This is a genomic window from Ignavibacteriales bacterium (genome assembly GCA_016709765.1).
In the GTDB taxonomy this organism is placed as follows: Bacteria; Bacteroidota; Ignavibacteria; order Ignavibacteriales; family Ignavibacteriaceae; genus IGN3.
In genome coordinates this window covers 1,208,713-1,234,351 of sequence record JADJMD010000013.1, presented here as the reverse complement: position 1 = coordinate 1,234,351, position 25,639 = coordinate 1,208,713, and the positions used below count along the sequence as shown (strand labels likewise).

The following is a 25,639-nucleotide window of genomic DNA, read 5'->3' as shown; positions in this document are numbered from 1 at the left end:
TACAAAAGTCAAAATTGTAGTGTCATTCCCGTGAAAACGGGAATCCAAAAAACTTGCAAAAAGGTAGATTCCCACCTTAGTGGGAATGACACTATTACTTCTAGACTTTTAAAACATCGATAATTCGTTCACTATTCCCTTTTAATAAAATAAAATTTACCCAGATAAAGTACTTCTATTTCATCTTCTATTCGCCAATAATATAATCCGGACTTCCCAATGTCACTCTGGTTTACGGAGAATGAATATTCAGGAAAATTATCTGCAGAAACTTTTGAAGTAAATATTATATCATCATCGTTATTCATAATTACCAGATTAACCGGAACATTTTCATTCATCAGCCATTTAAATAAAACAGCTTTGTCTATATATTTATCATTATTCTTCGGCAGGATAACTCTATCAACTAAAATATTTCCTGAGCGTACAGTCTCATTAATCCATTCTTCATAGTAGGGATTTTGTTCAAACGCCGGACCGGAAAGACTTGCTAATAATTCCGATTCTTTTTGCCTTGGACTTATTTCATCTTTGGGTTCTGATGGTTCTTGCTCAACAAATTGTTTAACAGAATCCTTGCCATCATCAGCAAGAATAGGTTCTGTTTTGTTACTGCTGTTTGGATTGTATAACACATAAAACAAAACAAATATTAGAGCAATAGCAGCAAATGCTATCCCCGCACGGGCTGGACTTACAAATCCCGAAAATATTTTATCTAGAAAACTTTTAGCACTTACTTTCTCAACCTTATTATTTTTTTGCAAAAGAGCGGAGCCTTCATTCTTAATAAGAATTAAAGCATCTTCTGCGGCTCTCAATTCTTTAAAGCAATCTTCACACTTAAAATAATGCTCTTCAAATTTTAAGCTTTCATCCTCAGAAAGTTCATTCATCAGGTATTTGCTGATTAAACTTTCTCTATTTATTAAATCGCATTTCATAATTGATAATTTTACTTTCTAATATCTATTTGCAAAAAGCATGTATTTATTGAAAATAATTTTGTTTTTTTAATTCCTTCAAAATCAGTTTTAGTGCATAGTTGATTCTTTCGCTCACTCTACGCTTTTCAATTCCAATTTTATTTGAAATCTCTTCAATGGAAAGTTCATCATAAATTCTTAATAAAAGTACATCTTGATATTTAGTATCCAAACAAGAAAGCGCATACTTTAACTTTTCTTTTTTTTCAGCATCAATAATTTCTTTTAACGGATTGTCCGGGGATTCGATTGAATGATAAGAATCAATATCTGCAGTTGGTTTTTCTTTAGAAAGATTTCTGAAATACATTGCAACTACATTGCTTACAATACCTGCAATGTATGCTTCCAACGGCTTCTCTTTTGAAGGATCAAACCCACCCTTTCTTAGGCTTAAAAGTATTGCTTGTTTTGCTTCACTTATAATATCCTGCTGATCATCGGAAGAAACTTTATTTCTTAACCTGGCACGAACTAAAAATTCTATCTTTTCTTTAAAATGTAAAAACAGTCGATTCTCCGCATCGGTATCACCAAAAACAATTTGGTCTATTAAGAATTTCTCATTCTGTTCAAATGCCATAAGGAAATATTATCAACAAAATGAAAAAACCCAAAAATAGTTTCAATATTTCACCTCAATCTGCAAATAGGAGATAGAATAACTACCAATCCAAAATCATTAAAAGGAAATTTATGAAAATCATTTACGCAGTTTTGTTACTTGTTCTTTTCGCCGTGTCATTTATTAAAGCTCAATGGAGAACGACAGTAGAGGAAAATAATATCATATCGGCTGTCCCTGGTGCTCAAAACTACCCCTCGCTGTCCTTAGATAGAAAAGGAGGATTTTTTGTTGCTTGGACAGATGCACGAAATTCTGCTAATGGAAATGATATTTATATTCAGAGATTTGATAGTCTTGGCAATACATATTTCGCCGATAATGGTATTCCGGTTTGTATCGCAGATGGGAACCAGCAATATCCGTTTGCAGTTGGTACAACTGACAGCTGCGTAATTGTTTTTTGGTATGATGACAGACCTAATTATACTAATTCCACAGATCTTTATGCGCAGAAAATGGATCTTGATGGAAATTCCCTTTGGGATTTAAATGGTGTGCCGGTCAGTCAGTACAACGATCCAACACCCGGTGCTTTATCCGAATATAGTGTTCTTCCAGATGATAATGGCGGCGCTTATGTAAGCTGGACAAGATCTTATTATGGTTACGGACAGCTTCGTGCTCAAAGGATTGATAGAAATGGAAATATTATGTGGGATTCAACGGGTGTCATTTTAACTGATGGCGCTGTTGATACACGAAGTCCGAGAATGGTAAAAAATCCAATGGGAGTTTCAGTTGTTTACAGACATACTACTGCCAGCTACTCCATTTATTACCAGATTGTTGACTCAACAGGTAATCTTAAATTTCCAACGCCGGGGAAACTTGTAGCCGTAGATGGACCACAAATAGGTACCAGCGTTACATTGGGAGATACTGAAAATGGAGAATCAGTTGTTATTGCATGGGCAGCTAATGGTGGAGGTTTATTTGCTCAGGCAATGGATACAACCGGAAATCGTTTATGGGGCGAGAATCATGTTGCCATCAATAATGTTCCCGGCGGACATACTGATTTTAAGATTATTAGAAGCAGAACCAGTTCAGATTATTATTTGATATGGAAAGACGGAAGGAGAATTAATGTTGCTTACGATATCTATGCACAGAAACTTAACAATCTTGGTCAGCCTCAGTGGACACCTAATGGAATTAAAGTAAGCGGTACGCCTTATACTTTTACAAACACAAGTATATCAACAAATAATAACGGTGTTTATGTTTCCTGGTCTGAAACCAGTAACCCGCAAGGACCAGGAATATATGCTCAACGAATAAATCCGGATAGTTCTTTTGCCTGGCAAAGTAACTCTGTTAGATTAACAGATCAATTTGTTAATGCTGGAATAGTAACATTAAATCCCGATATAAATAATGGCGGAGCAATAGTTATCTTCTCTCATGCTGGTCCGCCATCTGGAACCGGTGAAAACTTATATGCTAAGTACATTGGTGCAAATGGATTGTTGGGCGGCGTTACTTCAATAGAAGATGAAAACCCTTATCAACCAAACAATTTTTATTTAGCACAAAACTATCCAAACCCATTTAATCCATCCACAAAAATTAATTTTAGTATACCAAATGTAGGGACAGGGCTTGCCCTGTCCGTGTTAAAAGTTTATGATGTCCTTGGAAATGAAGTTGCAACTTTAGTGGATGAATACAGATCCGCCGGAAGCTATGAGGTAGAATTTGATGCAAGTGAACTTTCAAGCGGAGTTTATTTCTATAAACTTCAAACAGGTACGTATGTTCAATCAAAAAAAATGATCCTAATTAAATAAAAAGCTATTACAAATAATTAATTACAGAAAATTCAAAAGGTGTTTGGCTTTATGAAAACAAAAAATAAAAAATTCATTATTACTTCTCTTGTCATTATAGGTTTGTTCCTCTTTCTGACTTCCTGTTCAAAAGAAGACAGCGTATCTAATCCTGATGATAATAATCCACCAGATCCAATAACTCCAACTGAAGTTAAGATTAATAGTTACACTCCTCTAAAACCAATGTGGGGAGATGTAATAACTATCGTGGGAGAGGGATTTGGAAGTTCCAAGCAGAATGTGGAAGTCTATTTCCCGGGTAATTATGTTCCCATTACAGATACGATAAAAAGCAAGGGTGAAGTTTTAGAAGTAAGTAATACTCAGATTAAAGTTAAAATCCCCTACCATACAGAAATAAAAACAGACGGATATGAGTACCCGGTTGGAATACATAATGGTTGGGGAAACATAGTAATTAAAGTAAAGGACAAGCCTACTTACACCTCGCCAGACTACTTTGTCTATTACAATGCAGTTCCGTTTATCAATAATAATGGAATAAACCCTTTAGGTATAAATGGTGTGTACGTCGTACCGGGTGAAAAGTTTAAAATTAGTGGTAAAGGATTTGGGCTTACAAAAACTGAAGGAACACTAACTATTAATGGTAATTCTGTTGATATCGATTCCGTCTGGTACAATGTTATAGCGTTTGGTGAAGGGTCATGGAATATGATAGGGAAATTACCAGCTTCATTAGGCAGCAAATCCAAGGATCTAAAAGATTATGCTTTTTCATATTCAAGATCCGGCAGAAGCTACAGCAGAACAACGAAAGGCGAATCACTACCCAGGTTGAAAATATTCTCCAACACACTTCCGGGTCAGGTTTTAGGCGGCACTTCTAATACTGACTTTTATATAAATGGAGAGAACTTATTCGCAAATACTATTCGATTTTCAGATGGAGTATTTACAACCACTGTTGCAGTAACAGGTGCATCACTCGATGCCACTCAGGTTAGTGCTTTTGTGCCTCTTTCAGTGCTATTACCTAGGGGGGACAGGCTCTACACAGTTACATTACTTGATACAGAAGTTGGCTCGCAGGTAATTGGCGGATGGTTTCTTGGGTATGTGAGAGTTACACCATGATTTCCATAGACCAAAAACATTTATAAAATAAAAGAAGAGAACATTCTATGCAGAAAACTTTTGATGAAATAAAAAAAGCAGAAAAAATTAATAATCGTATTATTAAAACGATAGGCTTAACAATTGGTTTTTCGTTTTTAATACTGGTTCTTGCACTAATAAGAAATTTATAATCAAGTAAAGGAACAATAATGAATAAACATCACCATAAACTGATAAGAACTTTGTGCTTACTGTTCTTATTTACGATTACTGTTAACGCACAATACCTTGAACAAAAATCTCCAGTTAATGATGAAACCAAGAAACGGATTGACATAACCAGCAAAGCAAATGAACTTGGTATAAGCACAAATCAACTGCAGGAAATCTTAAACTCTGCTTCAAGCAATAGCGGCGGCGATCCGCTGCCCGATGCAATGCAGGAAAGATTTTTTACCGGACAGGCTGCGGGCGATAACTTCGGCTATTCAGTTGCAAGTGCCGGTGATGTTAATGGCGATGGTTATGATGATATTATTGTTGGTGCCCCATTCAATTCTTCATCTCAGGGAAAAGCATATCTGTTTTTCGGCGGCTCTGTAATAAACAGCATTCCTGATGCTGTGTTTTCAGGTTCCAGCAATGGCGCACAATTCGGATTCTCGGTTTCCTCAGCCGGCGATGTTAACGGTGATGGCTTTGATGATATAATTATTGGTGCACCTCACGAAGATGGAACTTCTGGCAGGGCAACAATAATATTTGGCAATTCTACAATGAACACATATTCAACTTTAAACATCTTTAATCCTACTCCAGATTATGATGATTATTTTGCATTTAGTGTAGCTGGAGGAGGCGATGTGAATGGCGATGGCTATGCGGATGTTGTAATCGGGACTCCATTTGATGATGTCTATGGTTTAGATATTGGCGTAGCTTATGTTTTTTACGGCGGCTCTTCAATGAATTCGACTCCAGATGTAACATTAGCTACTGCACCTAATGTTGGTTCAGGTGAATATGGACAATTTGCATCGTTTGCCGGTGATGTTAATGGTGATGGTTTTGCGGATGTACTGGTTATGGCACCCGGAGATGGTTCTGTCTTTCTTTACCTTGGCGGAACAAATATGAACAATGCGTATGATCTCATTTATTCTGGTGCATATGCTGATGGTGCCGGCGATGTTAATGGTGATGGTTATTCTGATGTAGTATTTGGCGGTAATGGTGAAGCCCATATTTGTTTTGGAGGGGCAGTTCCCAATAATAATCCGGACATAACTTTTGCCGGGGAAACAAGTTTTGATGCGTTTGGAAATGCTGTTGCCGGGGCGGGAGATATAAATGGAGACGGCTATGATGATATTATAATTGGAGCCTTTGTAAATGATGCCGGCGGAACAGATGCAGGAAGGGCTTATGTTTACTTTGGAGGCGAGCAAATGGATAATATTAAAGATGCTATACTTACAGGAACTGCCGCAGGTGATTGGTTTGGATTTTCTGTTTCATCTGCAGGAGATGTAAACGGAGATGGCTATGCTGATATAATTGTTGGCGCACCAAGAAACGATACCAATGGTAGCAATGCTGGCAGAACATACCTTTACACTAATACTTTAACCGGTCGCGATATATCCGATGAATTTTTTACTGGCAACAGCAATGATCAACTTGGTTCATCAGTTTCAAATGTTGGTGATGTAAATGGTGATGGTTATGATGATTTTATTATTGGGGCATCTTACAACGATGCAGGAGGTACAAATTCCGGGGCCGCTTATATTTACTTCGGTGGAACAATAGTGAATAACGTTGCTGATGTAACATTATTAGGTGCAAATACTGAGGATCGTTTTGGTTATTCAGTCTCCACAGCTGGAGATGTAAATGGCGATGGATATGATGATGTGGTTGTCGGAGCACCAGGTTATGATTTTTTAACACTAACCACTGTGGGAAGAGCATATATTTTTTATGGGGGTTCATCAATGGATAATATCGCAGACGTAATACTAACAGGCGTTGGAGATGGAGATAATTTTGGTTATTCAGTCTCAGCAGCTGGTGATGTAAATGGCGATGGGTATGGCGATATAATTGTTGGTTCACCTTTTAGTGATAATGGTGGAACCAATGCCGGCAGAGCATACATTTATTTCGGAGGTCTAAGTATGAATAATATTGCAGATGTCATTAGGAACGGTGAATCTGCTGAAGATCGTTTTGGTAATTCAGTTTCAGCGGCAGGTGATGTAAATGGCGATGGAGTTGATGATGTAATAATTGGTGCTTCACTGAATGATGCAGGAGGAGCAGATGCTGGCAGGGCATACCTTTATTTCGGTGGTCTAATTATTAAGAGTGTCGCAGATGTAATATTAACAGGAGAAGCTGCTGGTGATTATTTTGGCAGTTCTGTATCCACTGCTGGCGATGTGAACGGAGATGGTTATTCAGATGTAATTGTTGGGGCGCCATATAATGATGCCTTTGGGACATATGCTGGCAGAGCATACATTTATTATGGCGGATCGGCAATGGATGACTTAGCAGATGTAATATTAACCGGTGAGGCCGCTACTGATCAATTTGGTGCCTCAGTCTCCAACGCAGGTGATGTGAACGGTGATGGTTATGATGATATAATTGTTGGGGCTTCTTACAATGATGCCGAAGGATCAAATTCGGGGAGAACATATATTTATTTTGGAGGAGTTGTTTTGAATAATGTTGTAGATATAGTATTAACCGGTACTGGGGATAGTAATTATTTTGGTTGGTCTGTATCTTCGGTGGGCGATATAAATAGTGATGGGAATTCTGATATAATTGTTGGAGCACCCGGAAATAGTGCCGCAGGTTTTCAGTCAGGCAGAGCATATTTATATTTATCTTCTCCGCCACCAGTAAAACCAAGAACTATGTCAGTAAAGGATGTTCCTTTTGATCAGGGTGGAAAAGTTTATTTGAATTTTGTTAGAAGCGCTTATGATGCTTTAAATGAAAGTAACATTGTTACTGAGTATGTTGTAGAAATGAGTACACCACCGGGAGTAAATGGTTTCTCCTGGTCGCAGGTTGGTTCTGTTCAGCCAATGCAAAATGTTTATTACACATTCATAGCAAACACGCCAAACGATTCTATGACAAACAACAGCGGAACCTATTACTTCCGCATTACCGCAAGAACATCAAACCCAAACCAATACTGGAGATCAAACATAATCTACGGACACAGCGTAGACAACCTTGCACCGATTGCGCCCAATAATTTCTACGCAAATTTAAATGGCGGCAACATTCATCTTGGCTGGAAGGCTAACACAGAACAAGACTTTAGAAACTATAACATTTACAGGAGCGACACACCCGCGGTTGAAGACTTAACTCTTATCGCTACAACAACAGACACTACATTTGTTGATAGCTCTCCTCTTGCTGGTAATGCTTACTACTATATTCGGGCATTCGATGTTCACGATAACGGAAGTCCGCTTAGTGTAGATAGTATAGAGGTTGTACTTTCTGCAAACATCAGAATATTTCTTGAAGGTGCTTACGTTGGCGGACAGATGAGTACATTCCTTAACTCTTCTAATTTGATTCCCCTTACACAGCCATATAACACAAGCCCCTGGAACTACACTGGAACAGAAAGTGTGGCTTCAATGCCTCAAAACATTGTTGATTGGGTTCTTGTTGAGCTAAGAAGCAGCGAAACAACAGTAGTTGAAACAAGAGCAGCATTCCTTAAGAATGATGGAACACTGGTGGATCTGGATGGAACAAGCAACATAAAATTTCCATCAACTCCTGAAGGTGATTACTTTGTTGTGATAAAACATAGAAATCATCTGCCGGTTATGACAGCAAATAAAGTTGGGATTAACTTTAGTCCTGCTTTGTATGATATGCGTACGGATTTAACCAAAGCATACGGAACAAATGCACTAAAGAATTTAGGTGGTGGATACTTCGGAATCTTTACCGCAGATATAGACGGAAGCGGGACAGTTAATGCCGCTGACAGAAGTAATGCCTGGAATCAGAGAAATCTTTCAGGTTATTATGGAACGGATGTGGACTTAAGCGGTACCGTTAATGCCGCTGATAGAAGTGCTGTGTGGAACAACAGGAACACAACTACTCAGGTTCCGACTTTAACCGATAAACTATCAACAGTAAACACATCAGGAGTATATGAAAATGAATAAGATATTTTTAATTCTAATATTGCTTGGCAGTCTAACTTTTGCACAAGTCAGCGCAGATCTTACAATTGAAAACCAGCAGGTAGTAGGAACAGACTTCTTGTTTGATATATATCTGACAAGAACAGGAACGAATGATCTTTATCTTGGCACATCGGATTTTGTTCTAACCTTTAATGCTGCGGCTTTTACAAATCCCGCATTAGTAAGAGAGAGTTCTGCATTCTGGAATCTTACATCAACAAGTGGAAATCCTGTAGGAAGTACTTACCGTTTAGCGACAAGTCCCGCACCAATAAGCGGCAATGAAATCATCATAAATCTTAACCAGATATCTTTTGGAGATCAAAGCGAATTTGATGATTTTGTGGCTAGGATAAACAATACATCAAACACGCACAGAATGGGAAGATACAGAGTAAGCGGAATAAATAATTCTTCGGCTTTTATGAATTTGCAGTGGAAGACAACGGGCACTGGAGTAACGACTCAGGTATTTGCGCTTGGTCCGGTAACACCCTGGAACTCAAATCAGGTTATTATAAATGCAATAAATCCTGATGAAGAACCATTACCAGTTGAACTTACTTCTTTTACTGTTGTGGCCAAACACAATAATGTAACTCTTAACTGGCAGACAGCAACTGAAATAAATAATTTTGGATTCGATGTTGAACGCTGTGCGCTAAGTGCTGAGCGCCAAGAGTGGGATAAGATCGGTTTTGTTTCCGGGAGTGGTAATTCAAGCTCTGATAAAGAATACTCATTTACAGACAAAAATATTAGCGGCGGAAGCAAGTTTCTCTATAGGTTAAAACAAATAGATAATGATGGGCAGTTTGAATATTCTGATATTATTGAAGTTGAAGTTGTACCACAACAGTTTGAATTGTCACAGAACTATCCTAACCCATTTAATCCCAGCACAACAATAAGATTTTCATTGCCTGTTCAGACGCAATTAAAAATAAACATCTACAATATGCTTGGTGAGTTAGTTAAAACAATTTCAGAAGAAATGTATGAAGCTGGATATTATAACATCACTTTTGATGCCTCAGAACTATCGAGCGGAACATATATCTATAGATTAGAAAGTAATGATTTTGTTGAAACTAAGAAGATGATTTTAATGAAATAAATTTGTTGTATTGCAGAGGCATATAGAACTGTGCCTCCGCAATTTATACTTTAATTGTTTTCCACTTCCCTTTTTTAAATAAAAAATAGCCCACTATAGAAAAAACAGATTCTGAAATTACAATTGAGTAGTAAGCTCCTTCTGCGCCAAAGCCAAGATGTATTGCAAGCGTATATGCAAGCGGAATCTGGAGCACCCAATAAATAAATAGATTCATTATTGTTGGTGTTTTTGTATCGCCTGCACCGTTAAACGATTGAACTAAAACCATTCCAAATGCGTAAAACAAATAACCAATTGCAAAAATATTTAGACATTTTGATGCATTATCTATTACTTCTTTTTCGTTTGTAAAAAAAGAAGAAATGTTATTACCAAAAAGAAAAAAGATAATCATTACAGTTCCCATAAAAATCATATTAAAAAAACCTGTGCGCCAAACAGCTTTTTCAGCACGCTCTGGCTGATTGGCCCCGAGATTCTGTCCAACCATTGTTGCGGCGGCGTTTGAAAACCCCCAGGCAGGCATTAAAGTAAAAATCACAATTCGTATTGCAATTGTATATCCCGCAAGTGCTGTACTGCCAAAAGCGGAGATGATCCGCATTAAAAATATCCAGCTTGCAGAACCTATGATAAATTGGGCTGTAACGCCCGCAGAGAGTTTTACAAGTTTCAAAATAACTTCTGGTTTAAATTGCCAGTTGTCTTTGTGAACTTTTATTAATCCTTTCCCTTTCTTAAGATGATAAAGCTGGTAAAGTATTCCGGTTGATCTTCCAATGATTGTTGCGACTGCGGCACCTTTAACACCAAGTTCCGGAAAGAATGCAATACCAAAAATAAAAAGCGGGTCAAGTATTATATTTAAAGTATTTGCAACCCATAACGATCTCATTGCAAGCGCTGCATCCCCTGCCCCGCGGAAAATACCATTGATAAGAAATAAAAGTATAACAATAAGATTGAATGTGAGTGAAAGTTTTGTGTAAGCTGAGCCCTGTGCAATTACATCTGCTGATGCGCCCATCAATCTTAACAAATCGACTGAAAAGAAAATGCCTGTAAACATTATTGGTATAGAGATTATTAATGCAAGATAAATCGACTGTACTGCTGCAACGGATGCTCCATCGTTATCGTTTTCTCCCACTCTACGCGCAATCATTGCGGTTGTGCCCATTGCTAGGCCCCAGCCAAGCGAATACGTAATTGTTAACATTGATTCGGTTAACCCAACAACAGCAATCGCGTTTACACCAATCTTGCTAACAAAAAAAATATCCACGATCGCGAACATGGATTCCATTATCATTTCAAGTGTCATTGGAATGGCAAGCAGAATAATTGCGCGGTTAATGTTGCCCTGCAGAATATTTGTATCGTTACCTGCAAGGGCTAAACGAAATATATTAATTACGTATGATATTTTTTTTATGATAAAATTCATAAGAATTTTATTTAAAGATATATTTTTGTTCTCTTAACGGATTGACGATTTGATTTTTCTGTTGCGAAAATATGAAATGATTTTGGAAATATTACAGTTATTTCTTCAATCTTTTATTTCTTATTTAAATATTTCCAAAATCAATTATTAATCTAATTTAAGCGGTGGGCCAACAATCTGCATATCATTGTCTGCAAACATTTTTGCTATTTCACTTTGTGATGGTTCATGATCAAGCCCAGACATCGTAACAAAAAAGTCTTCAAGCTTTCCGGCGGGTTGTAAAATCACAGTCATTTTACCTTTTTCAGAAACTTGCGTCCAGGCATGGGCAACTTTTCGTGGTAAAAAAATACTGTCACCAACTGTCAAATTGTGTTTTTTTTCACCAACCTGAAAGTAATATGCACCTTCCATAACAAAAAAAACTTCATCCTGCGAATTGTGAATGTGCAATGGAGTTCCTCTTCCTTGAGAGAGCGAAGTTTGTTCAAATATTGCAAGTTCTCCATTTGTATCGCTTCCGGATACCTTAACATCCAGTATGTTGGAGTTTACTCCTTTTAATTTTATATGCCCGTGTATTCTTCCTTCGCCGGCATTTATTTTAAACCCTTTGCCCATTTTGAATAATCCTTTCTGAATTTGTGAAAACAAAAATGTTGGTGCTGCCGCTAAAGCCATAAGTGAGACAATAAATTTATTTCTTTTCATACTTAGCCTTTGAGGTTAGGGTTTGTTTTTATTTAACGCAATTCACTGACTATTAGGCATCAATAAATATTTATATCGAAATGATCGTTAAAAACTTTAAGTAATTCTTTGGAATCTATTAGTTATGGAATTAAATCTACTTAAAGGATTGTTAGCCAGCAAGAATAAAAAACAACTCTCTTTGATATGATAACAAACAGTAAAACAAAGGAAATGAGGACAAACAAAACCCAATCATTATCTTTTCAGCACCTTTCACCAATCAGTTCTTGTCAACTATTTATTTTTTTAGCACTGTTTATCAAGTTTATTTATGACTATAGTACGGCCGAAGTAATTTAAAACTAAATTAAACGGAGAAAGTAATGAGTAAAAGTCAGGATAGTAAGAAGAGCACAAAGAAAGAGCCTGCAAAAACAATGAAAGAAAAAAAGGCTGCTAAGCGGGATAAGAAAAATGAAAAGAATGGTTCCAGTATTCTAAATAAGTAAGGCAGTTTACTTGCTTACATAAAAACTATTGTTAAGCAGAAGTTAAACTATTCAGGGTTTGGGTTGTTGAGAATTAAAGTTAATAAACCGTCTAACCATTACGCCGGTTCCAAAACCCACAGCAGAGACAACAAAAGAAAATATCCCAAGCTTAATAATTGAGTTAAGTGTGTCTGGGTGAAGTGTATCGGGCAAATTAAAAAAATATTTAATTAAATGTGTGCCTGGTATAAAAAGCCACATAACAAAAACAGTAAACCATCCATCCCAACCAAATAAAAGCCCCGAAAAACCGGAAGCGGCTAATAACATAATAACTATTACAGTCGGGCTTACCTCACCTTTAAATGCATAATTATCTATTATAGAAATTGTCAGCCCTACAACTATACCAATTACAATTTGTCTCTGCCAGCTATAAATAAAAATTTTTGAAATCACGTAGTTACCTTTTGATTTTAACTGTCTCAATAAAGTTAAATAATAAAAAGTTTTCTTAAAAAGTCTTTTAACTATGATTAGATTTTACTTTTTTTGTTCTAACAATTTTTCAGAAAAGTATGAAAGAAAAAGTTAGATACATATCAGCAGATTTACTTCGTGGTCTTGTAATCATAATAATGATTGAAGTGCACGTGTTTAATGCTTTTCTTATTCCAGAGTTGCGACAATCCGGATGGTTTGGCATTTTAAATTTTATAAATGGTTTGGTTGCGCCATCATTTTTATTTGTATCAGGATTTGCATTTCAGGTTTCATCCGGCAGTAAGCTGGAAGAAATGAGAAAACTTGGTAAAGCTTTTTGGAAAAAGACAGGCAGAATTTTTCAAATAATAATAATAGGTTACACACTTCACCTTCCGTTTTTTCCGTTATCTAAAATCATTAACGAAGCTACTCCGCAATTATTAGAAAGTTTTATTGCTGTGGATGTTTTGCAATGCATCGGAGTTGGGCTGTTATTTTTGTTTTCAACGAGACTATTAATCAAATCTGACAGGGTATATCATAACTTTCTACTTGCCTCTCTCATTGTTGTAACTTTTATCTCTCCATTATTATGGAACATAGAGTTTTCTAACTTCCTTCCGCTGATAGTGGCAAATTATTTTAATCGATTGCACGGTTCCCTATTTCCAATATTTCCCTGGTTAAACTTTTTATTAGCAGGAGCAATCTTTGCAAAATATTTTGTTGATGCACGCGAAAGAAATGAAGAGGAAAATTTTATAAAATACATTACAATAGCTGGATTGGTTACTCTGCTTTTTGGTCATCTGTTTTACTCGGGAGTGTTTTCTAAAACTCTAACCTCAATAATGCCAAACCCAATATTTTTTCTTGAGCGATTAGGTTACATTTTGGTTTTGTTTTATCTATGCTGGATTGTTGATAGAAAAACAAAAATCAAAAACAGTTTTATTATGGATGCAAGCCGGGAATCGTTGCTTGTTTATTGGCTCCATTTAGTAACAATTTTTGGTGCATTCTGGGCCGGTAAAAGTTTAGCGGAACGAATTGGAATGACTTTAACTACTTTTGAAGCAATTGGTGTAACCATCATTTTAATATTCATAATGATTCTTGCCGCAAAAATCTGGGGCTGGGTAAAAAAGAAATACCCAAAGTTTGCTTCAGTAGGTGTAAAAGTTTTCGTTGGCGTTTTGTTGATTGTCTTTATTCTCTTGTAAAACCCAAGGCTTTATTTGCGCCTAACAAGTTTATTTTACTTGCCATTGGTCAAATAATAATAGATATTAAACAATATAACTAATTCACCTCCTTGAGGAAGGATATAAATATTAAAGATTTTATTTTCCCATCCTCAGATTCATTCATCTCTCCTTAAGTGTGAATGCGGTTCTCTGATCGAGTGCTGTGTTCGCTAAAGTTCCAAATCAATTTAGAAAATAATTAATTACATCTTCTAATAGTATCATCTTCAATAATTATGGAGTTCTAATGAAAATATTATTTACTGTCCATTTATCTCTATTTACATTAATTTTATTTGGTACAGTAACTCTGGCCCAAATAACAATTACTTCAGCAGATGCATCCGCAATTAATGTTGTTGGCAATGTGCTTACCAATCATATTGATTCATTAACCACTTCTGTTAATATTGGATCACCTGGAGCCACCTCCTGGGATTTCTCTGCACTCAATTCTCAATTTACTAATACATTTACCAGTGTGGTGCCTTCGTCATCTCCATATATATCAGACTTTCCAACAGCAAATGTTGTGTTTAGTTATGATGAAATAATAGATACCACCATTGCTAGTGGATGGCAATATACTACCCAAAATTCTGGGGCCTATTTAATGAATGGAGTTGTAATAAAAACTGATCTTGGCACAGACGAATTTCTTAATAAAGCTGTTTATTCTCCTGCTCAAGTATTTTATCCACTTCCATTTACTTATAACAGTCAATGGAACAGCAGTTTTACTATTACTAACACATCCTATTACAATGGCATTCCATTATTTAATACGATTGCAAATCATACAGAGTCGGTAATGGTTGATGCGTGGGGTAATATGACAATGCCGGGCGGCGCTGTTTTACAAGCATTAAGAGTTAGGAGCGATGACATATATACTTCACCTTCTCCTCCTTTTTATAGAAGAGTAATATCTTATTCCTTCATTACTAAATCCGGAGCCAGTATAGATGTTACAGCTATTGACACCACAGCACCAAACAATGGTATAATATCTACTGAAGGAGTTACTTGGAGAAACGTTGGTCCCGTTAGTGTTGAAAATCAAGAACTAATTCCAACTAAATTTTATTTAAGTCAAAACTATCCAAATCCATTTAATCCAAACACAATTATTCAGTACGCAATAGGCAGTAGAGAATTTGTACAATTAAAAGTTTATGATGTTCTTGGGATCGAAGTAGCAACTTTGGTTAACGAAGAAAAACCTGCTGGAAATTATGAAATTAACTTTAATGCATCACAACTGTCTTCGGGAATTTATTTCTACAAACTGCAGGCTGGAAGTTTTGTTAAAATTAAAAAGTTAATTCTAATTAAATAGGAAAACAAAAATGCTCAAACGAAAATTATTCCACCCGACAATAATTGCAGCAATCTTCTTACTTGCAGTAGTAATATTCGTTGCTCCAACTGTCAAAGCGCAAAATGTAGGGCATCCGCTGATAAAAGGATTTGAAGGCTCCGTTATCTCAGGCCAGGAAGTTAAAGAGTTTGATGAACAGACTCTTGTAATCGGAAAAGTTCAGGATGATGGTTCAGTTAAAACAGTAAAACTCGAAGGAAAGATTACAAAGATTGATTATAATGATCCTGACAACCGCTCTTCTCTTGAGCGTATACGTAATTACGAACAGGCCTTTAAGAAAGCTGGGTTTGAGATTAAGTTTATGTGTGGCAAGGAAGAGTGTGGACATCAAATTGGAATTGAAACTATAGGATTCTATCCGCCTGAGCGTTACCTGACCGCCTTCCAAAAAAGAAAAGAGGGCAATGTATGGATTGGCGTCTTTGTTTCTGCTGGTCCATGGTCAAAAATTATAGTAGTTGAAGAGAAGCCGATGGAAACCGGAATGGTTAAAGTTACGGCTGATGTTTTTAAATCTAATATTCTTAAAGATGGTCACGCAGCAGTATACGGAATATACTTTGATACCGGCAAATCCGTAATCAAACCGGAATCTGATGAAACGATTAAAGAGATAGCGACTCTTCTTAAAGCAAATTCTTCAATGCAGGTCTATATAATTGGTCATACCGATAATGTAGGCAAGCTTAAGGATAATATGGATCTTTCCCAGAAAAGAGCTGAGGCAGTTGTAAACGAATTAATTACTAAGTATAAAATTCCTACAACAAATCTTGAGGCAGGCGGAGTTGGTCCCCTTGCACCGGTTGCAACCAACGATACTGAAGAGGGGAAAGAGTTAAACAGAAGAGTAGAAATAGTAAAGAAATAATTCATTAACGCATAACTAAATTTATAGGTGCTGATGTGATAGGTGCAATTAGAAAGAATAAACTAAATTTAATTCTATTAAAATCTCTTGCTCTGGTCATTACAATTACAGCGACTCTCATCATTGTCCTTCTTGCTACTTCATCTCCGATAATTGCAAAAGAACAGAACCAGCAAGATTCAGTAACGATTAGAAATGATGAATATCGATTTGAAATAACTGTTCCAAAAAACTGGACTTACAGGAAAGGAATTCAACCTGACCCTGATGAAGGTATGAGGTCTGGTGAAGCAAGCTTCTCAATGTCTGTTGGTGGAAGTGAAGAAGAGCCGGAAAACTGGAACGGAATTGCTTTTAATTCATCCGGTGTATCGGATAATCCGCGGCCATTGGTCAGCGTCTATGCTCACGAAAAACCCAATCAAAACCCTGAAGAGTTTGCAAAGCTTTTTGAATCGATTGTCACCATGTACGGTGGAAAAGTGTTGAATATGAACAAGGAGTTCTCTGTTGGTGATGCGAGTGGTTTTGACTGTAACTATAACCTTTTTGTCCAGTGTCGTTATGTGGCACTCTACAAAAACGGATTGCGAGTTATCATTCAATACTTTTTACCGGCAAGCGATCCTGCTCTTTTTGAGAAGTATGCTTCTGAGGTTGATGTAGTCATCAAGTCATTGCGCATTGAATAGTTGAACATAAATTCAAAAAATAATTAGTGCGATGTATAATATTAAATGGAGTTAAAATGAAAATCTCTAAAATTGTTATTCTTATTGTTGTATTATGTTTTCTTAGCTTAGATTTGTTCGCACAAGTAACACAGGAGTGGGTTGTAAGATACAACGGGCCAGGAAATAATTTTGAGGATGTTTCTTCTATGGCAGTTGATGATTCAGGAAATGTTTATATAACGGGCCTGAGTGGGGGAATTGGAACCTCTTCTGATTATGCAACTATTAAATACAACGCTTTAGGTATAGAGCAGTGGGCTGTTAGATATAACGGACCCCAAAACAGCACTGATGAGAGCAAATCTATTGCAATAGACAAATCAGGAAATGTGTATGTTACAGGAAATAGCGCGGGAGACGGGACAGCGATGGACTATGCAACAATCAAGTATAACTCTTCTGGTATTGAGCAGTGGGTTTCGAGATATAATGGACCGACAAATTCCACCGATCAAAGTAAGTCCATTGCAGTTGACAACTCAGGGAATGTGTATGTAACCGGATATAGCCAGGCGGGTCAAAATGGGTACGATATTACAACGATCAAGTATGATTCTTCCGGGGACTCAGTGTGGGTTGAAATATTTAACACTCCTGAGGTTGGCTCTTCTGATTTTGCAAATTCTCTTGTAATAGACACCCTCGGCAATGTCTATGTCTCGGGATGGAGATATACTTCGAGTTCGACGACAGCTGATAACTACCTAACTATCAAATATAATTCCGCAGGTCTTCAATTGTGGGTAGCGGACTACAACGGACCGGCAAATTCAATTGATATCCCTAGTTCCATTGCTGTTGACGGTAATGGAAATGTTTATGTTACTGGAAATAGTCAGAATTCTCTTGTTTCCGGTGCTGACAACGACTATGCCACAGTAATGTATAATTCTTCAGGTGTTCAGCAATGGGTTTCAAGATATAATGGGCCTGCAAATGGGCAAGATGAGAGTAAGTCTATCGCAATCGATGATTCAGGAAACGTTTATGTAACTGGCCAAAGTACTGATGTAAACGGATCAACACCCGATTATGCAACGATCAAGTATAATTCATTAGGCGTAGAACAGTGGGTGTCTAGATATACTGGAATCCAAAACAACAGCGGTGATGGGGCTGCTTCTCTGGTACTTGACAACTTAGGTAATGTATATGTAACTGGAACTAGTGGCAGTTTCAGTGGAACAAAAGCTGACTATGCTACAGTCAAGTACAACTCGTTGGGCGTTCAGCAATGGGCAGAAAGATACAATGGACCTCCGGGAAATGGAATTGATCAAGCAAAATCAATCGTGCTGGATAACCAGGGGAATGTTTATGTAACTGGATCAAGCGCTGGATCTGGTACTTCGGTGGATTTTGCCACTATAAAGTATTCACAGACACCAACAGGCATTAATCAAACAGAATATAGTCTACCAGAAAAATATTCCTTGCATCAAAATTATCCAAATCCATTTAATCCAAGCACAGTAATAAAATATCAGTTACCTATCAGTAGTCAAGTCATAATAAAAGTTTATGATGTTCTTGGAAAAGAAGTTGCAACATTAGTTAACGAAGAAAAACCTGCTGGCCGTTATCAGGTTAATTGGAATGCTTCTAATCTTTCAAGCGGGATTTATTTTTATAAAATACAATCGGGTTCTTTTGTTGAAACGAAGAAGATGATTCTCTTGAAATAGTGTTCAATTTTCAAGACTCAATAAAAACATCAGATTAAAATAAATTTAACATTGAGCATTTAACACTCAATATTAAAAAGGCGATTTTCTAAATCGCCTTTTTTGTTTAGAAGTAATACAAATATTTAATCTTAAACACACCAGCGCGATCAGTTGTGTGCATTCTGTTTGGAAGCAGGTTTTTATTTACATCGTATTCATCGCTTCTATCCCGGAATTCATTAATAGCAAAGTAGATCCAGCTCTTTGGCAAGAAATTCCAGCTGAATAAAAAGCCTGCTATAATTCTTTCCATTCTATCAGATGATCTTACAAAAACATTATCCACATAAACTCTAAAGTTTAGATTGTTAATTGGTGTTAAAGAAAAATATGGGCGAGCATTGTAAGTAATGTCTTCAGTATTACCCGAAGGATTTCCCTCAATAAACATATCATAAGAAGTTCCTACTTGAAGAACATCTAATGCTTTCCAATCGGCTGAAAAACCAAACCAGGAATAAAATGCTAAATAATCTCTATCAAAATTATAAGTTCTCTGATACCCGCCCCACGCGTTTGCATTCCATTTTTGTGAAACATCAAACCAAGAGCTTAGATTAACACTATAAGAATTATAAATAATTCCTTCATCTTTACTTTTTCCGAAATCAGTATTTATTTCATAACCCCAGCCGTCTCTAAACTGCATATTAAATCCTATTACCGCAGAATAATCAGTGTATAGATCTGCATGTTCATAATTTATAGCGGGACCAAAGTACAAAAACATATTCCTTATAGCGCCATCATTAAAATACCACATCGGTCCTGTTAAACCCACAGAGTTTAAAGTTCCCTGCCATGGTACATAACCAACTTGATCAACATTAAAATCTTTTCCAATCGCTCTTATGCGAAATAGATTTCCCCAATTATCATTAATGTTTCTAAATCCAATTGAAGCTGCATAGTCGCCATTTTCATTTTCAAATGATCTTGCAAACTGATAGGCAAGCTGCCAATCAGAACCCCGAAATGCGCCATCTATATCCAGCACTCCATAAGTATTTTCTTTTGTTTTCTTTCCCACCATTAAAATCCCGATTGAAGAGTTATCAAGGATTTGTTTTTTAATTCTGCCCGAACCAAAATAAGCTTGTGGTTCTTTCGAGTTTACATCATCATCAAAGTAATCTGTTTCCCCGGTCATTGCAACAAAGCCACCATACTCCCAATCGTTTAATCTTCCAAAAGCTTTAGTTCCAAAAATTAATGGAGCTTGATTTCCACCAGGCAAAAGTTTCCCAATTCTTCTGGAATAAAAAAGCTCGAGCGGTCTGTAAAAACCTGAATTTCTTTCCCTGCCTGCCGGATTAAAAATTTCATTACCCTCTGTAAAAAATGGGCGTTTCTCATTAAAATAAGATTCATAACGCGAGATATTAAAATCAAAAGGGTCTGCTTCAATCTGAGCAAAATCCGGATTCGCAGTAAGTTGAAATGTTAATTGCTCTGATGGATTATAAAAAACATCTAATCCAACGGTTGGATCAAAATCATATTTGTTGTTGCCAAGATATTTTATTTTAGAAAGACCAACAGGATAGACTTCAAGATTTAATCCGGTTACTGATGGTTTAAAGTCTTCAAAAATAAGTTTACCAAATTTAGAAATTCTTTGTCCTTCGCTTTGTTCATACTCGCACCAGTAAATATCTTCTTTATTGTAAGATCTCCAGCGATCAAAATCTAATCCCCACTCGGTAAGATTTTTATCATACTTGATTGATTTGTACGGAATCTTCATTTCAACAACAAAACCCCAATCATAAATTTTTGATGCTCCATCCCAAATACCATCCCAGCTATAATCACGGTTACGTGCATCATCAAGCATACGCGAATCAGATTTTACACCTGAAGCATTAACAGCAAATTTATATGCTGTTTGTTTATCATAAAAAGTATCAAACATTATAGAAACAATATCACCTGTGTATGCATCTTGCATGCCGGCGTTTGCTTGAATATTTGTTTTATCGTCATAACAAATCATTAAACAGTAAAGCGCATCATTAGTTGTTAAAACTTTTGCAACTGTTTTTACTGATGTTGGTTCGTTATAATATGGATCAAGTTGAAAGAAGTTTGTTGTTGAATCAGCATAGCCCCAGGTATCCTCTATTACTCCATCAATAGAGATTGGTTTATCAACTTTCACTAAGATTAACGATTTGTTAAGATTTTTGCTTCCTTCAGCAAATAAAATAGATGATAAAATAATTAGCAATAAAAACAGTACGTGTTTTTTCATAAAGAGTATTCTTTTGATACATTAGACAGATTTTACTTTGTAAAGTTACTGCGTGTAACAATAAATAAAATTTTTTTTAGATAAGCGGTTAATTGGTTTTATGAGTGAAGATTAATGGTTGGTTAAAAAAACAAAAGCCCCGGTAAATCGGGGCTCTAAAACCTGAAACGAATTATTTTTTATCCCAAATAAGCTTTCAGTCTGCCGCTTCTTTTAGATTGCCTTAAATTTCTTAAAGCTTTTTCTTTAATCTGTCGTACGCGTTCACGAGTAAGATTAAATCTTTCGCCAATCTCTTCTAAAGTAGCTGAATGGTCTCCATCTATTCCGAAGTATAATTTTATTACTTCTGCTTCTCTTTCAGAAAGAGTTGAGAGAACATTTGCAACTTCTTTTTTCAAAGATTCGGTCATTAAAGTATTATCGGGCAAAGGTTGTTCATCGTTCGGAAGAATATCAACCAATGAGTTTTTTCCATCATCACCTTCTTTTAAAGGTGCATCCATTGATACTTGTCTTCCAGCAATTTGAAGAGCATAAGCAACTTCTTCAGAAGTCATTTCAAGAATTTGTGCAAGCTCATCAGTTGTGGGCTTTCTTTCATATTCCTGTTCAAGATCTCTGTAAGCTTTGCTTATCTTTGTAAGATTTCCAACTCTGTTAAGTGGTAATCTTACAACTCTTGATTGATCAGCAATTGCCTGCATAATAGATTGTCTAACCCACCACACAGCGTAAGAGATGAATTTGAATCCACGGGTTTCATCAAACCTTTCAGCGGCTTTAATTAAGCCAATATTTCCTTCGTTGATAAGATCGCCGAGAGATAAGCCTTGGTTTTGAAATTGTTTTGCAACGCTCACTACAAATCGGAGGTTTGCTTTTATTAATCTTTCCTGGGCTAATCTATCTCCCTTTTTAATTTTGATGGCGAGTTCAATCTCATCATCGGGAGTGAGAAGATCAACTTTACCGATCTCTTGTAAATACTGGTCTAAAGATTTACTTTCTCGGTTGGTAAATTGCTTTGTGATCTTCAAGCGTTACATCTCCTTAATTGTTAATTAAAATTTTTGATTTTCCAAAATGACTCTTCATACTGAAGAATCGAAATGTCAAATTCGCAGGAGGCAAATATAACACTTAATTAGATAAAAGTAAGACAAAAAGGGTTCCTGATTAAATATTTATTATTTCTCCAGATGCTGGAAATTGAACGTTTTTAAAGCCTTTTTTTAATAAAATTTCTCTAAATGGAAGCGCCATATCTTCTTCGCCGTGAACTAAAAATATATTTTTAAGTTTATTTATATCATTTAGACGCAGATAATCTAGCAATTCCCTTTGATCTGCATGGCCGGAAAAGTAATCCATTTTCTTGATTTTAGCTTTGACTTCAACTTCTTCACCGAAAATGTTAACTTTTTCGTTTCCATCCATTATTCGGCGAGCTAAAGTGTGTTCTGCCGCATATCCAACAAATAAAATTAAATTTTTAGGATTTGAAATGTTGTGAACTAAGTGATGCAATATTCTTCCGCCTTCCGCCATGCCGGATGCAGAGATAATAATCATTGGTCCGGTTTTTTCGTTAAGTTCTTTTGATTCTTCTGTTTTTTTTATGTACTTCAACCTGCTAAAACCAAAAGGATCTTCTCCGCTTTGTAAAAAGATTCTATAAGTTTCTCGGTCTAAACATTCCGGATGTGAACGGAATACTGCAGTTGCATCCACAGCCATTGGCGAATCGACATATATTGGAACTTCTGGAATTCTGTTTTCATTAAAAAGTTTATGCAGCATATATGTAATTGTTTGAGTTCTCCCAACGGCAAAAGCCGGAATAATTACTCTGCCACCATCATTTATAACTTTGTTAATTGTTGATGCAAACTCTTCTTCAACATCAGCAGCTGGAGAATGAAACCTGTTTCCGTATGTTGATTCCATTATAAGCACATCTAGATCGCGCAATATATCGGGAGAATTAATAACAGGGGCATCTGGTCTTCCAATGTCACCTGAAAAACCTAAACGTATTTTTTTGTTGTTAGACTCTTCAATCTCCAATAACACGCCTGCGGAACCGAGAATATGTCCGGCATCTCTAAAACTAAACTTTATTCCCGGAAATAATTCAATTATTCTGTTGTACTGAACACCAACAAACTGACTCATTGCTTTTTCTACATCATCTAATGTATAAAGAGGTTCAATTGGACTTTCATTTTTCTTTTTTCTTTTCTTATTAACCCACTCAATATCTCTTTCTTGCAGATGTGCAGAATCGCGAAGCATAATCTGACATAAATCTACTGTTGCAGAAGTCGCATAAATCAATCCATCAAAACCTTTGCTAACAAGGTTTGGAATGTTTCCACTGTGATCTATATGAGCGTGTGAAAGTATCATCACATCAATATCGGCAGGATTAAATTTGAAGTTTTTATTTTTCTCGTAGGTTTCACTTCGCCTGCCTTGAAAAAGTCCGCACTCTAAAAGAATTTTTTTACCGTTGATGTGAAGTAAATGTTGTGATCCTGTAACGGTTCTTGCGCCGCCGATAAATTCTATTTGCAATTTGTGCTCCTTAAAGTATTACCAAGTTATTGCTTCTTATAAACTCAGCTTTACTATTTGTTTGATTAAAGTCTGTTATCAGTTTAAAAATTAATGGAGTTTTTTCCTTTAACATATCAATTACATCAGGGTGTAAATTGGATTTGTTGAAAGGAACTTGTTTAACATATTCATGAATAATTCCCGCTGTGCGACCGTATTTATATTCGTACGTAAAATTACCAAGCGAGTCTAGTTTTATATTTTTATTCTGAACATTCGGAACTGAAATATAAAATTCACTATTGTTCAATTCATTATCGCCAAACAGATTATTCTCTCTAAGATATTCATACAATTCCTTGGCTGTATTTAATGCGGGATCAATCAATTTAATTTCTTTATGCATATAGTTTCTGTAAACATATTTCTCATTCTCTTTTAAATTATATAACTCATCGAGTTTTTGAGCAAATATGTTTTTGTAGAATGGATAATGAGTGCAACCAAGTATTATTTTTTTAAGTGGCTTTGTGGTTTGAGACACTTTTAATTGCTCAACCAGAGAAACAACATTATAGTATATATAATTTTCTATTGAATTAAGCTGTATTTCAGTTGGATTGTTTTTTTCGCCCGAGTATAAAATTTTATTATTAGACCAATCAAAATTATATCGATTCAAAATACTTAAATCAATTTTGGCATCAATTGATGTTAATGATGGTCCCTTATATTCTTTTCTTATTTCTGTTGCCTGTGTGTTAATATAATCTATCACACCATCAATAGCTCCGGCTAATCCAATTCCAGCTTGCTGAAATGTCTGGATTTCTCCTTTATAATTGAGATCTGAATGATACTTATTTATTGTATTCAGATATCCATTTGATAAAACCGTACCCTCTGTTGCCATTACTCCGATGCTGCAATCTTCATCCTTAGAAATATTCTCAAAAGCACCTTTAACTCCGGCATTAATCACTCCAATTACTTGAATATCCAGCTTTGCTTTTTTTAAAAATGCCTCAATGTCATCCATTCCGTATGCTGTTGCAGTATTACATGCAATTACAATTGCTTTAACCGGAGATTTATCGATTTTAAATTCTTCATCACCAGATGATTGATAATATTTATTACTTAGAAGAAATTGAAGATCCTTAAGAATATGTTCCTTTAAAACATCAGTTTTATTTAGAGAAGGATAATTGCCATAAGGCATATTGGCTTGATCAGCGAGATAAATAAAATATTCTTTTTCAAAATCCAGAATACCATCAGAATTAAGATTTTTGTTTTGATTGTTAAAGCCATCATAATTTACGATTGCATCCATCACAGTCAATCCGCCGGTACCGGAATCAAAAATTCCTATTGGCAGTTTTTTATTTTTTACAGGATAGTTTTTTACATTAACATAGAAAAAGCTTGAAGCGTCTGACAGAATAGAATGCTCAAGATTTTTTGTTGTTGGGTCTTGTTCTGAATTACAACAAATAAAGAGAAGAGAAGAAAGAAGGAAAGTAAAGATTAATGTTGCTTTTGAATGTTTCATTTGCTCTTTGTTCGTTTAGAGTTTTTGAGATGCACTGGTACAGATATAAATTCCATTTAAACAATCACTTATGTAGATTGAAATATATCAAAAGTAATTTAATTATTTCTGAGAAGTTTTTATAAAGTCTTATTAATATTATTCATCATTTGATTATTTAAAACTATATTTTTTTATGTTTGCACAAGAAATAAATACAGGTATTTATTGCACAAAGCCAGCAGATTTTTGTTGTATATGCGCCATTTTGTGGCAGATATAAACGAGTTACCTCCAAGGTTAAAATAACAAG

18 protein-coding genes are annotated in these 25,639 nt (G+C 35.9%); 9 read left to right on the top strand and 9 right to left on the bottom strand.

Features of this window, described 5'->3' with window-relative positions:
• Positions 1-131: 131 nt before the first annotated feature.
• On the bottom strand, positions 132-947 hold the full coding sequence (locus IPJ23_15095; GenBank protein ID MBK7632002.1) for a zf-HC2 domain-containing protein: 816 nt from the start codon (positions 945-947) through the stop codon (positions 132-134).
• A 46-nt stretch (positions 948-993) separates the two neighbouring features.
• Entirely contained in the window at positions 994-1,572 is a 579-nt protein-coding gene (locus IPJ23_15090) for a sigma-70 family RNA polymerase sigma factor (GenBank protein MBK7632001.1), read from the bottom strand.
• Between the two features lie 989 nt (positions 1,573-2,561).
• Between IPJ23_15090 and IPJ23_15085 the strand changes: the two genes are divergently transcribed.
• From IPJ23_15085 to IPJ23_15070, 4 genes are all read left to right on the top strand, one after another.
• Entirely contained in the window at positions 2,562-3,407 is an 846-nt protein-coding gene (locus IPJ23_15085) for a T9SS type A sorting domain-containing protein (protein ID MBK7632000.1), read from the top strand.
• Positions 3,408-3,458: 51 nt separating this feature from the next.
• Positions 3,459-4,547, top strand: coding sequence for an IPT/TIG domain-containing protein (locus tag IPJ23_15080; protein ID MBK7631999.1), 1,089 nt, complete (start codon positions 3,459-3,461; stop codon positions 4,545-4,547).
• Positions 4,548-4,738: 191 nt separating this feature from the next.
• Complete coding sequence (locus tag IPJ23_15075; protein MBK7631998.1) at positions 4,739-8,752, top strand: FG-GAP repeat protein; 4,014 nt, start codon at positions 4,739-4,741, stop codon at positions 8,750-8,752.
• A complete protein-coding gene (locus IPJ23_15070) occupies positions 8,745-9,890 on the top strand; it encodes a T9SS type A sorting domain-containing protein (GenBank protein ID MBK7631997.1) in 1,146 nt (381 codons plus the stop codon). Before IPJ23_15075 ends, IPJ23_15070 begins: the two co-directional genes overlap by 8 nt.
• 43 nt (positions 9,891-9,933) lie before the next feature.
• Here the strand turns inward: IPJ23_15070 and IPJ23_15065 are convergent, their stop codons facing one another.
• The 3 genes from IPJ23_15065 to IPJ23_15055 all read right to left on the bottom strand — a co-directional run bounded on the left by IPJ23_15065 (position 9,934) and on the right by IPJ23_15055 (position 13,016).
• Positions 9,934-11,340, bottom strand: a complete 1,407-nt coding sequence (locus IPJ23_15065) for an MATE family efflux transporter (protein ID MBK7631996.1) — start codon at positions 11,338-11,340, stop codon at positions 9,934-9,936.
• A 147-nt stretch (positions 11,341-11,487) separates the two neighbouring features.
• Positions 11,488-12,054 carry a cupin domain-containing protein gene (locus IPJ23_15060; GenBank protein ID MBK7631995.1) on the bottom strand — a complete coding sequence of 189 codons (567 nt, stop codon included), beginning with the start codon at positions 12,052-12,054 and terminating at the stop codon, positions 11,488-11,490.
• 542 nt (positions 12,055-12,596) lie between these two features.
• Positions 12,597-13,016, bottom strand: coding sequence for a hypothetical protein (locus IPJ23_15055; protein MBK7631994.1), 420 nt, complete (start codon positions 13,014-13,016; stop codon positions 12,597-12,599).
• Between the two features lie 89 nt (positions 13,017-13,105).
• Here IPJ23_15055 and IPJ23_15050 point away from each other — a divergent pair, with 89 nt between their 5' ends.
• The 5 genes from IPJ23_15050 (at position 13,106) to IPJ23_15030 (ending at position 18,934) form a co-directional block, all read left to right on the top strand.
• On the top strand, positions 13,106-14,236 hold the full coding sequence (locus tag IPJ23_15050) for a DUF1624 domain-containing protein (protein MBK7631993.1): 1,131 nt from the start codon (positions 13,106-13,108) through the stop codon (positions 14,234-14,236).
• A gap of 835 nt (positions 14,237-15,071) precedes the next feature.
• On the top strand, positions 15,072-15,599 hold the full coding sequence (locus tag IPJ23_15045; protein ID MBK7631992.1) for a T9SS type A sorting domain-containing protein: 528 nt from the start codon (positions 15,072-15,074) through the stop codon (positions 15,597-15,599).
• Positions 15,600-15,609: 10 nt separating this feature from the next.
• Positions 15,610-16,515: an OmpA family protein gene (locus IPJ23_15040; GenBank protein MBK7631991.1), complete on the top strand. Its 906-nt coding sequence runs from the start codon at positions 15,610-15,612 to the stop codon at positions 16,513-16,515.
• A 35-nt stretch (positions 16,516-16,550) separates the two neighbouring features.
• Positions 16,551-17,207, top strand: coding sequence for a hypothetical protein (locus tag IPJ23_15035; GenBank protein MBK7631990.1), 657 nt, complete (start codon positions 16,551-16,553; stop codon positions 17,205-17,207).
• A gap of 56 nt (positions 17,208-17,263) precedes the next feature.
• Positions 17,264-18,934 (top strand): SBBP repeat-containing protein, encoded by a 1,671-nt coding sequence (locus IPJ23_15030; GenBank protein ID MBK7631989.1) that lies wholly within the window; start codon positions 17,264-17,266, stop codon positions 18,932-18,934.
• Between the two features lie 106 nt (positions 18,935-19,040).
• Here IPJ23_15030 and IPJ23_15025 read toward each other — a convergent pair whose 3' ends face one another.
• The 4 genes from IPJ23_15025 to IPJ23_15010 all read right to left on the bottom strand — a co-directional run bounded on the left by IPJ23_15025 (position 19,041) and on the right by IPJ23_15010 (position 25,347).
• Positions 19,041-21,200, bottom strand: a complete 2,160-nt coding sequence (locus tag IPJ23_15025; GenBank protein ID MBK7631988.1) for a hydrolase — start codon at positions 21,198-21,200, stop codon at positions 19,041-19,043.
• Positions 21,201-21,409: 209 nt separating this feature from the next.
• On the bottom strand, positions 21,410-22,270 hold the full coding sequence (locus IPJ23_15020) for a sigma-70 family RNA polymerase sigma factor (protein MBK7631987.1): 861 nt from the start codon (positions 22,268-22,270) through the stop codon (positions 21,410-21,412).
• A gap of 139 nt (positions 22,271-22,409) precedes the next feature.
• Positions 22,410-23,810 carry an MBL fold metallo-hydrolase gene (locus IPJ23_15015; protein ID MBK7631986.1) on the bottom strand — a complete coding sequence of 467 codons (1,401 nt, stop codon included), beginning with the start codon at positions 23,808-23,810 and terminating at the stop codon, positions 22,410-22,412.
• A 10-nt stretch (positions 23,811-23,820) separates the two neighbouring features.
• Positions 23,821-25,347: an aspartate/glutamate racemase family protein gene (locus IPJ23_15010; GenBank protein ID MBK7631985.1), complete on the bottom strand. Its 1,527-nt coding sequence runs from the start codon at positions 25,345-25,347 to the stop codon at positions 23,821-23,823.
• Positions 25,348-25,639: the final 292 nt, after the last annotated feature.